At 72.7% G+C, this 13,690-nt stretch carries 14 protein-coding genes and 1 pseudogene; 9 read left to right on the top strand and 6 right to left on the bottom strand.

Going from position 1 to position 13,690, the window contains the following annotated elements:
• The first annotated feature begins 3 nt into the window (after positions 1-3).
• Positions 4-1,002 carry a LacI family DNA-binding transcriptional regulator gene (locus ACIBKY_RS24230; protein ID WP_397099596.1) on the top strand — a complete coding sequence of 333 codons (999 nt, stop codon included), beginning with the start codon at positions 4-6 and terminating at the stop codon, positions 1,000-1,002.
• A gap of 2 nt (positions 1,003-1,004) precedes the next feature.
• Here the strand turns inward: ACIBKY_RS24230 and ACIBKY_RS24225 are convergent, their stop codons facing one another.
• Positions 1,005-2,180 carry a sensor histidine kinase gene (locus ACIBKY_RS24225; protein ID WP_397099594.1) on the bottom strand — a complete coding sequence of 392 codons (1,176 nt, stop codon included), beginning with the start codon at positions 2,178-2,180 and terminating at the stop codon, positions 1,005-1,007.
• On the opposite strand from ACIBKY_RS24225, the gene ACIBKY_RS24220 reads away from it, so the two are divergent.
• The 3 genes from ACIBKY_RS24220 (at position 2,179) to ACIBKY_RS24210 (ending at position 3,781) form a co-directional block, all read left to right on the top strand.
• Positions 2,179-2,358 carry a hypothetical protein gene (locus ACIBKY_RS24220; RefSeq protein WP_397099592.1) on the top strand — a complete coding sequence of 60 codons (180 nt, stop codon included), beginning with the start codon at positions 2,179-2,181 and terminating at the stop codon, positions 2,356-2,358. The two genes, ACIBKY_RS24225 and ACIBKY_RS24220, sit on opposite strands and share 2 nt — an antisense overlap.
• A gap of 59 nt (positions 2,359-2,417) precedes the next feature.
• Positions 2,418-3,080, top strand: coding sequence for a response regulator (locus ACIBKY_RS24215; protein ID WP_397099590.1), 663 nt, complete (start codon positions 2,418-2,420; stop codon positions 3,078-3,080).
• 323 nt (positions 3,081-3,403) lie between these two features.
• Positions 3,404-3,781: a hypothetical protein gene (locus ACIBKY_RS24210; protein ID WP_397099588.1), complete on the top strand. Its 378-nt coding sequence runs from the start codon at positions 3,404-3,406 to the stop codon at positions 3,779-3,781.
• Positions 3,782-3,835: 54 nt separating this feature from the next.
• Here ACIBKY_RS24210 and ACIBKY_RS24205 read toward each other — a convergent pair.
• Positions 3,836-5,041: pseudogene (locus tag ACIBKY_RS24205) on the bottom strand (MFS transporter); the annotation flags it as partial.
• 188 nt (positions 5,042-5,229) lie between these two features.
• On the opposite strand from ACIBKY_RS24205, the gene ACIBKY_RS24200 reads away from it, so the two are divergent.
• Both ACIBKY_RS24200 and ACIBKY_RS24195 read left to right on the top strand, forming a co-directional pair.
• The gene (locus tag ACIBKY_RS24200) at positions 5,230-5,649 is read left to right on the top strand and encodes a YciI family protein (protein WP_397099586.1); all 420 of its coding nucleotides are present in this window, start codon (positions 5,230-5,232) and stop codon (positions 5,647-5,649) included.
• On the top strand, positions 5,649-6,887 hold the full coding sequence (locus ACIBKY_RS24195; protein ID WP_397099584.1) for an RNA polymerase sigma factor: 1,239 nt from the start codon (positions 5,649-5,651) through the stop codon (positions 6,885-6,887). Before ACIBKY_RS24200 ends, ACIBKY_RS24195 begins: the two co-directional genes overlap by 1 nt.
• On the opposite strand, the gene ACIBKY_RS24190 is transcribed toward ACIBKY_RS24195, so the two are convergent.
• The 3 genes from ACIBKY_RS24190 to ACIBKY_RS24180 are packed head-to-tail and all read right to left on the bottom strand — an operon-like array spanning position 6,884 to position 9,249.
• On the bottom strand, positions 6,884-7,681 hold the full coding sequence (locus ACIBKY_RS24190; RefSeq protein WP_397099582.1) for a pentapeptide repeat-containing protein: 798 nt from the start codon (positions 7,679-7,681) through the stop codon (positions 6,884-6,886). The two genes, ACIBKY_RS24195 and ACIBKY_RS24190, sit on opposite strands and share 4 nt — an antisense overlap.
• A gap of 24 nt (positions 7,682-7,705) precedes the next feature.
• Complete coding sequence (locus ACIBKY_RS24185; protein WP_397099580.1) at positions 7,706-8,884, bottom strand: RNA polymerase sigma factor; 1,179 nt, start codon at positions 8,882-8,884, stop codon at positions 7,706-7,708.
• On the bottom strand, positions 8,881-9,249 hold the full coding sequence (locus ACIBKY_RS24180; protein ID WP_397099578.1) for a YciI family protein: 369 nt from the start codon (positions 9,247-9,249) through the stop codon (positions 8,881-8,883). The genes ACIBKY_RS24185 and ACIBKY_RS24180 overlap by 4 nt, the downstream gene beginning before the upstream one ends.
• Positions 9,250-9,307: 58 nt before the next feature.
• Between ACIBKY_RS24180 and ACIBKY_RS24175 the strand changes: the two genes are divergently transcribed.
• From ACIBKY_RS24175 to ACIBKY_RS24165, 3 genes are all read left to right on the top strand, one after another.
• Positions 9,308-10,498: an acyltransferase family protein gene (locus tag ACIBKY_RS24175; protein WP_397099576.1), complete on the top strand. Its 1,191-nt coding sequence runs from the start codon at positions 9,308-9,310 to the stop codon at positions 10,496-10,498.
• A 162-nt stretch (positions 10,499-10,660) separates the two neighbouring features.
• Entirely contained in the window at positions 10,661-11,257 is a 597-nt protein-coding gene (locus tag ACIBKY_RS24170; RefSeq protein ID WP_397099574.1) for a helix-turn-helix domain-containing protein, read from the top strand.
• The gene (locus ACIBKY_RS24165) at positions 11,254-12,402 is read left to right on the top strand and encodes a retropepsin-like aspartic protease (protein WP_397099572.1); all 1,149 of its coding nucleotides are present in this window, start codon (positions 11,254-11,256) and stop codon (positions 12,400-12,402) included. Before ACIBKY_RS24170 ends, ACIBKY_RS24165 begins: the two co-directional genes overlap by 4 nt.
• Before the next feature lie 82 nt (positions 12,403-12,484).
• On the opposite strand, the gene ACIBKY_RS24160 is transcribed toward ACIBKY_RS24165, so the two are convergent.
• Complete coding sequence (locus ACIBKY_RS24160; RefSeq protein ID WP_397099570.1) at positions 12,485-13,654, bottom strand: macrolide family glycosyltransferase; 1,170 nt, start codon at positions 13,652-13,654, stop codon at positions 12,485-12,487.
• Positions 13,655-13,690 lie beyond the last annotated feature (36 nt).

Genomic DNA, 13,690 nt, shown 5'->3' with positions numbered 1-13,690 from the left:
CCCGTGGCACGACTGTCGGTTCGCACGATCGCCAAGCGCGTCGGCGTCAGCGCGGCGACGGTCAGCCGCGTGCTCAACGACCGTCCCGGGGTCGCGGAGGAGACCCGCGCCCGGGTGCTGCAGGCTATGCGTGAGCAGGGCATGGTCGCGCCCGCGCCGGTGTCGCAGCCGTTCGTCGGCATCATCGTGCCGGAGCTGGACAACCCGGTCTTCCCGTTGCTGGCCGGGGCCATCGAGACCAAGCTCGGCGGGCACGGCGTCACGGCGCTGATCGGCAGCTCCACCAAGCAGGGGCCGACCGAGCTCGACTACATCGCCTCCCTGGTCAGGCAGCGCATCCAGGGGCTCGTCCTGGTGTCGGGGCGGCACGCGAACCCCTCGGCCGACCACGGCTTCTACTGGCAGCTGCACCAGCAGCAGCTGCCGATGGTGCTGGTCGGCGGGCACGTTCCCGGCCTGCCCGTCTCGACCGTCACCACCGACGAGGCCGCCGGGGCCGCGATGGCCGTCGCCCACCTGCGCGCGCTCGGCCACACCCGCATCGGCCTCGCGGGCGGCCAGGGCTACCTGCGCCCCTCCCAGAACCGCCTGCGCGGCTACGGCCGGGAGATGCGCCGCTGGTTCGGCTCCGTGGACGACGCCCTCTACGCCGAGACCGACTACTCACTTACCGGCGGCCACGCCGCGGGCCTGCGCCTCATCGAGGCGGGCGTCACGGCGGTCATCGCCGGCAGCGACCTCATGGCACTCGGTGTCCTGGCCGCCGCCCGGCAGGCGGGGCTGTCGGTGCCCGGAGACCTGTCCGTGGTCGGCTACGACGACACCTACCTCGCCGCGCACAGCAACCCGCCGCTCACCACCGTCCGCCAGCCGGTGGAGCAGATGGCCGGCGCCGTGGCCACCGCGCTGTGGGAACGCCTGCAGGGCTACCACACTCCGCACGTCGACCACGTCTTCCCGCCCGCCCTCGTGGCGCGCGGCTCCACGGGCCCGCCCGCCTGACCTCACCCCTCCCCCGCGGTCAGCGGAAAGGTGGCGCGGACCACGAAGCCGCCGGTCAGCAGGGGTCCGGCGCTCAGCGAGCCGTGGTACAGCTTCACTCGCTCGGTCATCCCGATCAGCCCGTGCCCGTCCGGTCCCGGCGGCGGCGCGCCGGGGTGGCCGTCGTTGCGGACGCTCACGCTCAGCGTGTCGCCGGAGTACAGCAGCGACACCTCGGCCCGCGCACCCGGCGCGTGCTTGATGACGTTGGTGAGCGCCTCCTGGATGACGCGGTACACGCACAGGCTCATGCCCGAGGAGATCGCCCGCCGTTCGCCGCCGGCCGTCACCTCCGTCTCGACACCGGCCGCCCGCACGCGTTGCACCAGGCCGTCGAGGTGGTCAAGACTCGGCGCCGCGCAGTACGGCTCCGCGGTGCCGTCGTCCACCTCGATGCGCAGCACCGACAGCAAGCGGCGCATCTCGGCCAGCGCCTCGCCGCTGGTCTCGGCGATGGTGCGCAGGGTGCCCTCGGCCGTGGCCGGGTCCGACCGGATGACGTAGTGGCCGAGCCCGGCCTGGACGGAGACGACCGACATGTGGTGGGCGACGACGTCGTGCAGTTCCCGCGCGATGCGCACCCGCTCCTCGGTGACGGCCTGCCTGGCCGCCACCGCCTTCTCCCTGCGCAGTTGGTCGGCCAGGTCGGCGAGCTGGGCGTTGCGCACCTTGAGCGTGCGCATGCCGAACGCGAACGCGACGGTCCAGCCGATGACGATGCAGGAGTACCAGGCGGCCGTCCACGCCTGCCCCGGCAGGGCGTTGGCGTAGATCCACTCGGTCAGGACGAGCGCGCCCGCGGGCAGGGCGGCCCGCCGGGAGTGGTGGACGACGACGGAGTACAGCGCGAGCAATGGGCCCATCGAGTTCGCCCCATAGTGGAAACCCAAGGCGTGGTAGGCGAACGCGGCGGCGCAGGAGATCACGAGCACCGGTGCCGGGCACCGCCTGCGCAAGGTCAGCGGGAGGTTGACCAGGGCGCAGAGCAGAAGCGCGAGCGCGTCCGGCCGGCGGTCGAGCGGATGCGGGGCGAGCACCGGCCACACCCAGGAGCCCCAGGTCAGCGTCATGGCGACCAGGCCGTCGGCGAACGTGGGACGTTTCCTGGCGAAAGCGATGAGGGCCGCGGGCGGGGGCATGGATCGCATCGTCACCGTTCGGCTTGATCGCACTGTGCTGACATGTCACGCTTTGCTGGAAGATCATGCTGTGCTGGAAGATCGCGTTACTACAAGATCGTCCTGCATGAAGATCGCGCGCTTGAAGATCGTGCTGCTTGAAGATCGTGTTGTGCTTGGAGATCGTGCTGTGCCGTAGATCAGGCTGTGCTGGTAGATCATGAAAGCCCCGTGGCGGACGACTGGCTGGTGACACTTATGATCAAGGTGCTGGTCGCCGACGATCAGGTCCTGATCCGCGCCGGGCTGGCCGCCCTCATTCGCGCCGCCCCCGGTCTGGAGGTCGTCGGCGAGGCGAGCGACGGCGAGGAAGCCGTGGCCCTGGCCGTCTCCACCCGGCCCGACGTCATCCTCATGGACATCCGGATGCCCGTCTCGGACGGCATCAGCGCGACCCGGCAGATCCTGGCCGCCGCCGAGCAGCCGCCGCCCCAAGTGCTCATCCTGACCACCTTCGACATCGACGAGTACGTCTACCAGGCGCTGCGCGCCGGAGCGTGCGGCTTCCTTCTGAAGGAGACGCAGCCGGAGCGCCTGCTGGCCGCCATCCGCACCGTGGCCGCCGGCGACAGCCTCCTTTCTCCCGGTCTCATCCAGCGCCTCATCGAGACCTTCCAGCCCGAGCCCGACGCCGCCGGGCCCATCCCGGACCTGGCCCCGCTCACCGGCCGCGAGACCGAGGTGCTCACGCTCGTGGGCCGCGCCCTGTCCAACGGCGAGATCGCCGCCCGGCTGATCGTGAGCGAGGCCACCGTCAAGACTCATCTCAACCGGGCGATGGCCAAGCTGGGGCTGTCCAGCCGGGCCCAGGCTGTGGCCTTCGCCTACGAGTGCGGCCTGGTGGCGCCCCGGCGCCAGTGACGGGCGCGCCGCCGCCGTGACCCGAAGCAGCCGGCCCCGCCCCCGTGCGGGCCGCCGAGCGAGCGCGTCACGTCAGGGCCGCGGACGGTCTCCGGTGCTGAGGTCCGTCGCGGCAATCCAGACGCACACGAGGCTACGAGGACACCGCTTCCCCGCCCATACCGCCGACGATCGAACTTTTTCCTGCGACTTCGGCGGTATGGGGGTCAACCTTCCGCGGTAGACCCGGCCGGGCCGAGCTCAACACGCGCTCAACAATTCTTCAACCCGCCGCGCCCTACCTTCCTGCCATCGATCTCCGAACGAGCACGAAGGGGCGCAACATGAAACACACCAAGAAGCTGGCGGCGGCCTTCCTGACCGCGGCCGTCCTGAGCATCGGCGCACCGGCCACCGCGCACGCGGCCTCGGCCTCCGCGCAACCGGTGCCCGTCTCGGCCGCCGCCGTCATGTCCGGGAGCTCGGCGGAACTGGCCGCCCTGGGCGCCTGCAGCCGGGCCAAGGGCTGGAAGATGCGGCTGGCCTGCGAGGCCCTGGTACGCGCCGGCGGCCTGTGGGTGTGGAAGAAGCTGGAACAGGGCGCCCGGGGCGGCTGGAACACCTACTCCGACATCTTCGAGAACGACGTCCCGTACGTCTACAAGAAGATCATCAAGAAGCTCAAGCGGCCCATCTACTGCGCACTCTCCCGCTCCTGCTAGTCCGCCAGAACCCCCGGGCGGCGGCGCTCGTGATCGCCGCCGCCCGGCTCCCGTTCATCGGCGGCTCGCCACCGCCATCGCCAGGTACGGCACCGCCACCAGCGCGACCAGCACCCACGGCGGCGCCCACCCCGATCCGAACCCGTAGAAGGCGAACACCCCGAGCGCCGCCACCTCCGATCCCAGCCCCGCCATCGAGGTCACGGTCGCCCGCGCCTCGTCGCCGATCGTGTCCTGCAGGCGCGCGTCCAGCACCGCGACAGCCCAGTAGAAGGCCCCGAACGCCGCCGCGATCGCCACGAACCCCGCCCAGAGCCCAGCCGCGGAGCCGCCGGACCCCGCCATCCCGCCCAAGGCCGCACCACCGCCGGACCCCGCCGCCCCGCCCAAGGCCGCACCACCGCCGGACCCCGCCGCCCCGCCCAAGGCCGCACCACCGCCGGACCCCGCCGCCCCGCCCAGGACCGCGCCGCCGCCGAGTGCCAGGGCCCCGGCCGCCAGGATCAGGGGCAGCAGCCGGGCGCCGTACCCGGCCAGCCAGCCGCCCGCCGCGATGCCCGCGATCACCAGTCCGATCAGCAGCGCGACCACCGGCGTCGTGGCCCCGCCGGCGGTGGCCAGCAGCGGCAGGTACTCATCGATCGAGGTCAGCCCGGTCACCGCCGCGAGGATCACCAGCGTCCGGGCGACGGCCGGTGCCCGCCGTACCTCGGAAAGACCGGTGCGCAGGACGGACAGATAGGATTGCCCGGCTCGCCCGGCGGCGGGCGGGCACGACTCGGGCAGCAGGCTGCCGGTGAGGGCGCCCAGCAGGCCGACCGCGACGCTGGCCAGGCCGACCGCCGCATAGCCGCCGGCGGCGAGGACGGGCGCGGCCAGCAGGCTCGCCGCGACGGCGGCGACCGAGGCGAGCGCCTCCGAGCGCCCGATCAGCCGCGCGTAGTCACCGGCCCGGCCCAGGCGGCCGAGTTCCTCGTAGACCAGCGCCTGCAACGTGCCCGACTGCATGGCCGCCCCCGCGCCCCACAGGACGAACCCGGCGGCGAACGCCCCGTACGACGGCACGAACGTCCAGAGCGCGAACCCGGCCGAGGTCACCAGCGGCGCCAGCACCAGCAGGCGCCGGCGCGAGAACCGGTCGGCCCACACGCTGGAGGGGATCTCCAGCAGGAACCCGGCCACCGACCAGATCGCGAACAGCGAGGAGACCTCGGCGGCCGACAGGCCCGTCTGGGTGAAGTACACCGCGTAGACCGGGTAGAAGAGGACGAACTCCGCGGTGAAGGTGTAGGCGTAGAGCCTCGGTTCAGGTCAATGTCGCCAGCTCATGCCACCACGGTACAAAAAAGTTCGCGCGATCGGTCAGGATATGTCGGAGCGGGCCGCGTGGCTCCGACGTCCCGGGTGAGAGGCGCCGCGGCGGCGCCGGTCACGGAAGAGGGAAAACCATGAAGTACATGATCATGCTCTACGCTTCCCAGCAGGACTTCGACGCCCTGGCCGGCAAGGGCAGCGAGGGCAACCCCGGGTGGAGCGCCGAGGACTTCGCCGCGATGACCGCGTTCATGGGGGCCTGGAACCAGGAGCTCGTCGAGTCCGGCGAGTTCGTGGACGCGCGCGGGCTGGCCGCCCCGGTCCACACGCGGCGGGTCGGCAACAAGGACGGCGTGCCGTTCGTCACCGACGGGCCCTACGCCGAGACCACCGAGGTGCTGGCCGGATACACGATCGTCGAGTGCGCGAGCTTCGACCGGGCCACCGAACTCGCCGCCCGGCTGGCCGACTGCCCGGCGCCGGGTGACGCGCGCGCCAGGGCGTACGCCGACATCCGGCCGATCGTCGACGGCGCCGGCGACCACCTGGGCTAGTGGCGGGCATCCCGGCCGAGGACCTGCTGCGCGAGCTGGCGCCGCAGGTCCTCGGCGCGCTCGTGCGCCGCTACGGCCACTTCGACCTGGCCGAAGACGCCGTCCAGGAGGCGCTCATCGCGGCCGCGGGACAGTGGCCGCGGGAGGGGCTGCCGGACAACCCGCGCGCCTGGCTGATCACCGTCGCCTCGCGGCGGCTGACCGACCTGCTGCGCAGTGAGCAGGCCAGGCAGCGGCGCGAGGACGAGGTCGCCACCTGGGCGCTGCCCGAGGACCGGCTGTCCCCCGCGGCCGACCGGCGGCCCGCCGAGGGCGACGACACGCTGATCCTGCTGTTCCTGTGCTGCCACCCGGCACTCGCGCCGAACCTCCAGGTCGCGCTCACCCTGCGCACGGTCGGCGGCCTGACGACGCGGGAGATCGCCCGCGCGTTCTTCGTGCCGGAGCCGGCCATGGGCCGGCGCATCACCCGCGCCAAGCAGCGCGTCAAGGCCAGCGGCCTGCCCTTCCGGCTGCCCGCGGAGGCCGAGCGCGCCGAACGGCTGGCGGCCGTGCTGCGCGTGCTGTACCTGATCTTCACCGAGGGGTACGCGAGCACGTCGGGGCCGAGCCTGGTCAGAGCCGAGCTGGCGGCCGAGGCCATCCGGCTGGCCAGGATCGTGCACCGGCTGCTGCCCGGCGACGGCGAGGTGGCCGGTCTGCTGGCGCTGATGCTGCTGACCGACGCCAGGACGCCCGCGCGCGACGGGCCCGGCGGCGAGCTGGTGCCACTGGCCGAGCAGGACCGGACGCTGTGGCGCAGGGACTACATCGAGGAGGGGGTGGCGCTGGTGGGCGGGGCGCTGCCCAGGGGGCCGGCGGGGCCGTACCAGGTGCAGGCGGCGATCGCCGCGCTCCACGACGAGGCGCCGAGCGAGCGGGAGACCGACTGGCCGCAGATCGCCGCCCTGTATCGGGTGCTGATGGAGCTGTCCGGCAACCCGATGGCCGCGCTCAACCACGCCGTCGCCGTCGCCATGTGCCGGGGCCCGCGCGCGGGTCTCGACCTGCTGGAGGAACTGGGCGCCGATCCGCGCGTCTCGGGCCATCATCGGCTGCACGCCGTACGGGCGCATCTGCTGGAGATGGCGGGCGAGCGCGAGGGCGCGCGGGCCGCTTACGAGCTCGCCGCCACCCGCACGGCCAGCCTTCAGGAACAGCGTTACCTGTACGGCAGGGCCGCCCGCCTGACCGGCTAAGCCCAGTGATCGGGCCGGATCAGCGCGCCGGGCAGCGTGGTCGCGGCGTCACCGGCGGCGGCGTTGACCTGGAACTGGGTCAGGAACAGGCTGCCGGCCAGCCGCGCGCCCCTGACGTCGGCGCCCCGCAGGTCCGCGCCGATCAGGTCGGCCTGGCGCAGGTCGGCGCCCCGCAGGTCGGCGCCGATGAGGTAGGCGCCGCGCAGGTTGGCCCCGCGCAGGTCGGCGCCCCTGAGCTTGGCGCCCATGAGGTCGGCGCCGCGGCGGTTCTTCCGCCTGCCGCCGCTTCCGGCGCGCACGAGCTCGCTGACCCGCAGCAGCAGCGTGTTGACCTCGCCGCGCGTCCGCGTCACGTCCAGCTCAAGCAGGCGCTCCGGCCGCTGCCGGGTGAGGCCGTCGACGTGGTCGAGAGCCTTGCGCAGTTCCTCGTGCACCGGCTCGGCGGCGGGATGGCCGAGCGACTCGGCGAGGTACCACAGCAGCTCGTGGAGCTGGCGCATCACCGGGAAGACGGCGAACATCTGCCCGGCCGACTCCTGCCGCCAGTCGACCCCGCCATAGGTGACCTGCGCGACCTTCTGCCCGGCGCCGAAGCAGTCGTAGACCGTGCAGCCGGTGAAGCCCTTCTGCCGCAGCCGCGCGTGGATGCCGCAGCCGAAGTCCTCGCGCAGGTTCGGGCAGGGCCGGCCGGCCTCCTTGTCGATGGCGAAGTCCGCCGAGCGGGCGAACGGCAGGGCCACGCAGCACAGGCCGAAACAGTTGGCGCAGTCGGCGCGCAGAGAGTCGTCGAGCATGATGCCACGAGGATATCGGCGAGCTCACCGGGCGCGGGACTCCAGGTAGCGGCGTTCCGGCAGGCTGAGGGTGCGCCGGGCGGCGTGCCGGTACTCCTCGCGGGCCGCCTCGTGCTCGCCGGCCAGGTCGAGCAGATGGGCGCGGACGGCGTGCAGGCGGTGGTGTCCCGACAGCTCCGCCTCCACCTCGGCCAGGCGTTCCAGCCCGGCGCGCGGGCCGTGGACCATGGCCAGCGCCACGATCCGGTTGAGCGTCACCATCGGACCGGGGGCCAGCGTGACCAGCAGGTCGTACAGGGTGAGGATCTGCGGCCAGTCGGTCGCCCCCGTGCTGGGCGCCTCGTCGTGAAGCGCGGCGATGGCCGCCTGCACCTGGTAGGGGCCGATCGGGGCGCCGGCCAGGGCCTCGGTGACCAGCGCCACGCCCTCCGCGATGTGGTCGGCGCGCCAAAGCGTACGGTCCTGCTCGGCCAGCGGGATCAGCTCGCCGTCCCTGCCGTCGCGGGCGGGACGGCGGGCGTCGGTCAGCAGCATGAGCGCCAGCAGCCCGGCCACCTCGGTGTCCCCGGGCAGCAGGGCGCGTAGCTGCCTGGTCAGCCGGATCGCCTCGCCGGACAGCTCCACTCGCTGCAGGTGCTCGCCGGAGCTGGCCGTGTGGCCCTCGTTGAAGATCAGGTAGAGGACGTGGCGTACCGCGGCGAGGCGCTCGCCGTACTCGCCTTGCGGCGGCAGGACGAACGCGGCGCCCTTGATGCGCTGTTTGGCGCGGCTGATGCGCTGGGCCACCGTGCTCTCCGGCACCAGCAGCGCGCGCCCGATCTCCGCGGTGGTCAGGCCGCCGACCGCGCGCAGCGTCAGCGCGACCTGCGAGGTCGTGGTGAGCTCGGGGTGGCAGCACAGCATGAGCAGCGTCAGCCCGTCGTCCGCCGAGGGTGCCTGGCGAGGGTCCGGCGGCTCCAGCGCCGCCGCGTTCTCCTCCCGCCGCCGCCGCGCCGACTCCGAGCGCAGCACCTCGATCCGGCGCCGCGAGGCGACCGTGATCAGCCAGCCCTTGGGGTGGTCGGGCAACCCCTCCTCCGGCCACTGTACGGCCGCCGCCAGCAGCGCCTCCTGGACCGCGTCCTCGCAGGCGTCGAAGTCGCCGTAGCGCCGCACGAGCGCGCCCAGAACCTGGGGCGCCAGCTCGCGCAGCAGTTCGTTCACAGGAAGTCGCTCAGCTCGACGACCGGGCGGACCTCGATGCGCATGACCTGCGCCTCCGGCACGCGTGCGGCCGTCTCGATCGCCCGTTCCTCGCTCTCGCACTCGATCAGGTAGATCCCGGCCAGGTACTCCTTGGCCTCGGCGAACGGCCCGTCGCTGACGACAACCTCGCCCTGGCTGACCGTCACCGTCCTGGCCGCCGACGGCTGGGTGAGCGCGGCGTTGGCGATCAGTTCACCGGAGGCGGCCAGGTCGCGGGTGAGCTTGGCGTAGGCGTCCAGTCCCGCGGAGCGCTGCTCCATCGGGAGCGCGTCCCACACCTGGCGGGTCTCGGGGTTGCTGTAGATGAGGATCAGATACTTCACCCTGCCGAGCGTAGTCTCGCTGGCGCTACCCGGCGGTCAGGCGGACACTGGACCGGTGATGACCGCACGCAGCGAGCCACTCTCGACGTCGCGGCCGGAACGGCGCACCGCCCTGGACGCCCTGCGGGCCATGGTCGTCGTCGGGCTGGTGTTCTTCCACTCCTCCCTGGTCTTCGACGAAGGCAGCGACTTCTACGTCAAGAACGCCGACACCACCGGCGTCACGATGATCTTCGCTGGGCTGGCGGTCGTGTGGGCGATGCCGCTGCTCTTCCTCATCGCGGGCGTGGGGTCGTGGCACTCGCTGGCCAAGCGCGGTCCGGGCGGGTTCGCGCTGGAGCGGCTGCAGCGGCTGGGCGTGCCGCTGGTCTTCGCCATGCTCACGCTGCTGCCGATCCCCCAGTGGTTGCGGTTACGCTCGCAGCCCGGGTACCACGAGTCGTACTGGCAGTTCCTGCCCGACTTCTTCACGGTTCACCTGGAGTGGGGCAGGTTCCCCTTCGTGCTGCAGGGCCGTTACTTCGAGACCGGGCACCTGTGGTTCGTCCTGCTGCTGCTGACGTTCGCGCTGCTGCTGGCGCCTCTGGTGCGCTGGGTACCGGCCGCGCGGGCGCGCGCCGCCTGCGAGCGGATGGCCGCGCTGACCGGCCGGCGCGGGGCCATCCTGCTGCCCGCGCTGCTGCTGGGCGCCGTCTGCGCGCTGCTCGGCATCGAGCAGGAGTACGGCGGCTGGCACCACTGGACATACCTGCTTTTCTTCGCCTGCGGCTTCGTGATCGCCGCCGACGGCCGCTTCCGCGAGGCGATGCGGCGCGACGCCAAACTCGCGCTGACCGCGGGCATCGCCTTCTTCGCCGCGGGCTCGCCCGCGTTCATCATCGCGGGTGATGAGATGTTCTCGGCCATGACGCCGTTCGCGATGGGCGCCAGAGTCCTGTACGGCGCGGCGGGCTGGTCCTGCGTCGTCGCCATCATGGGCCTGCTCGACCGCCCCCGTGCCCCCTCCTCCGCCCCGGCGGGAGGCGGCAGCCGGTTCTACGCCTACCTGGCGCCCGCCGTACTGCCGCTGTACGTGCTCCACCAGCCGGTCGTGGTCGTCGTCGCGTTCTTCGTGGTGTCGTGGCACCTGCCGCTGGCGGTGAAGCTGGCCGTGGTGGTGCTGGCCTCGCTGGCGATCATCTTCACCGTGTACGACGTGGCCGTCCGCCGTACCAGACCCACCCGCTTCCTGTTCGGCATGCGCGTCTAGCTGTACTTGGCCGTCCGCCGCAGAGGTCGCGATCAGGCCCCACCTTCACGTTCTCACGCCCGTCGCGGGTGCCCGGGATGCCGTTGCCGGGGGATTGACTCACCGCGTCCATCGACCTACGTTATTACGGAATATCAGAATATCAGAATATCGGAGGGGTGTATGGACGATCGCCTGGCGGCGCTGGAGCGCCGGATCGACCGCCTGGAACGGCAGGCCGGGAGCCCTCCCGCCAACCCCCCGCAGGCGCCCCCCGGCGCGTCCGCCCTGGATCTCGCCCGGCACTTCCGCGAGCGCGCCACCGAGGACGGCACCGCGGGCACCGTGGCCTACCAGGGGGCCGTCCATGTCAGCGGTCTGGAGTACGCGTGGGCCGGGCAGCACGAGGTGGACGACCTCATGGCGGCCGACTGGGCGCACGCCGCCGCGGTACTGGAGGCGTTGGGCAGCCCGCACCGGCTGGCGCTCCTCGGCGGCCTCGTCGGCGGCACGCGTACCTCCGCCGAGCTGCAGGAGACGCTCGGCGGGGAGACCTCCACCGGGCAGCTGTACCACCACCTGCGCGAGCTGCAGGGAGCGGGGCTGATCACCCAGCGGAAGCGAGGGGCGTACGAGATGCGACCGCAGGCCGTCATCCCCCTGCTGGCGATCCTGGCCGCCGCGGTCGATCTGAGGCCGGGCGATCCGGTCGCGGGCATGTCCCCGGACCTCGGGCCGGGTGGCCCTGGCGCCGTCGTGAGCGGGCCGGAGAAGCCATGACGCCGCTCCGGCCGGGAACGGCCGCCGCCCGGACCGCGTGGCGCGCCGGCGACGTCGACCGCGCCGCGCGGCACGCCGCCGCGGCCGGGGACGAGCGGCTACCGCTCCTGGCCGATCTCGTACGCGGCCGGCTGGCGGAGGCGCTGAGCCGCTACGACCGCCTCCGCCACCGGCCCCGCGCGCTGGACCTGCCGATCGCCGACGCCTGGCTGCACCTCGACCAGCCCGGCCAGGCATGTGCGCACCTGCGCCGCAGACACCGCCGCATCCCGCCGGACGTGGCCTTACGACGTGATCATCCGATGACGATGAAGGCCGCCGGCCCGGTCGAGTTGCCCTTCGCCGATCACCCGCTTGCCCCGTACCTGCCGGCGGTCGAGGCCACACTCAACGGTGACCGCACGCTCCTCCATCTCGACACCGGCGGCACGTTCCTGGTGATGGGCTCCGGACGGGCGGCCGCGGCGGGCGTCGAGTCGGTCTCGAGCGGGCGTCGCTTCCACGGCGTCACCTCCGCGCCCGCCCGCGCGGGTATCGTCGGCGAGCTGAACCTGGGCGGGACGGTGCTCACGAACGTGCCCGTGGACATCCTGCCGACGCTCACCGGCCCGCAGGACCTCGTGATCATGGGCACCTGCCTGCTGCGGAGGTTCCTGACCACGATCGACACCCCGGCGGCCCGGCTGCTGCTGGCCCCGCGCGGATCGGCCGTCCCGCCCGGTGGCACGCGGATGCCGTTCCATCTGTGGGGCGACCACTTCATGTTCGCCGCCGGCGGCTACGGCGAGCTCGGCCTGACCTTCTTCATCGACTCCGGGCTGGTCCATCTGCACGAGGACGGCGGCACGCGGCGCCAGGCCGCCGTCTTCGCCACCAGGAGCCAGTACCGGTCCTGGGGCGTCGCACCCGGCGACCTGTCCGGCACCCACCTCAGGGCCACGCGCCCGCTGCGGCTCGGCCCGCTGGCGCAGGACGGGCACCTGCTGTCGATCGCGCCGGGCCGGCGGCCGCCCTGGTCGGAGCTGGGCGGGGTGAGGATGGACGGCCTGCTCTCGCAGGCGTTCCTCGCCCGGTACGCCTGGACACTCGACTTCGATCGCCACGAGTACACCTTCCGGCCCGGAATCCCGGGGTCATCGGAGTGACGTCGCGCGGGTCAGGTCCGGGCTCCAGCCGTTCGTCATCGGCGTGGTCGTCCACCGGCGGCCACGCCGGCCGCGCTCGCCGTCAGGAGGCGAGGAGTCTTTCCACCTCGTCGGCGGCCACGGGCGCGCCGCCGGCGGCGGTCAGTTCGCCGTGCATCCAGTCGAGGCGTTCGCGGACCCGTTCGTCGCGCGCGACCCGTTCCACCGCCGTCCACAGCGTGGTGGCGTCGATCCGGGCGGGCTGGAGCGCCGTGCCCAGCCCGAGTTCGGCGATGCGGTCGGCGTTGGCCCGCTGTTCGGCCATCTGCGGCACCGCCACCATGGGCACCCGGCTGTGCAGGCTCTCCATCGTGCTGCCCATGCCCGCGTGGGTGACGAACGCGCGCGCGTGTTCCAGCACCGCCAGTTGCGGCACGTGCTCGCGCACGTCGACGTTGGGCGGGATCGGGCCGAGCGTGGCCGGGTCCGTCCCGCCCACGGACAGCACGACCTGCCAGGGGCGGCCCCTGGCCGAGTCCAGCACCATGCGGTAGAAATCGGGCCGGTCGTTGTAGGCGGTGCCGAGGGAGACCAGCACCACGGGCAGGTCGCCGGACGGGCGCCACCCGCCCTGGTAGGCCCGTTCCGTCAGCGCCGGGCCCACGAAGGCGAAGCCGTCACCGAAGGTGGCGCCCGCGTACTGGAAGGCACGCGGCAGCATGACCAGCCGCACGCCCGCCTCGCCGCCCTCCATGAAGCTCCGCGGGTCGGCGAACCCCTCCCGGCGCAGAAAGCCGGCGATCGGCACGACGGCGAGCAGGAAGCGCAGGCTGCGGGGGTTGAACGTCGTGTACTTCCCGGCCATCGACCAGTGCTCGTTGCCGACCAGGTTGGGCCAGACCTCCGCGGAGGGAACCTGCCAGCGCCTGGCCATGATCCGCCCCCACCAGCCGAGCGGCCCGTCGTGGACCACCAGATCGGGACGTTCGCCCTGTGGCAGTTGCGCCAGCATCGCCTTGGTCTCGGCGAACAGCATGCGCATGGCCCGGATGAACTCCTTGCCGTGCATCTGCGGTGCCCGCGCGCCGTCGAGCGACTCCCACAGTGAGGTGACCGGCACCACCTCGGCGCCGGTCTCGGCCACACGCCCGGCGAACGCGGCCGTGGTGGCGAAGGTGAGGCGATGGCCTCGCCTTACGAGCTCCGCGGCGAGGCCGAGCATGGGGTTGACATGCCCCGCGGCGGAAGGAGCGAAGAACGCGATGGTCGCCATACCGCTGTATTATAATACGTCGGTATGAGAACGGAG

The organism is Nonomuraea sp. NPDC050394, from assembly GCF_044459065.1.
Lineage (GTDB): Bacteria > Actinomycetota > Actinomycetes > Streptosporangiales > Streptosporangiaceae > Nonomuraea.
Note: the sequence above shows the minus strand (reverse complement) of the source record. Positions and strands in the feature narration are given on the sequence as shown.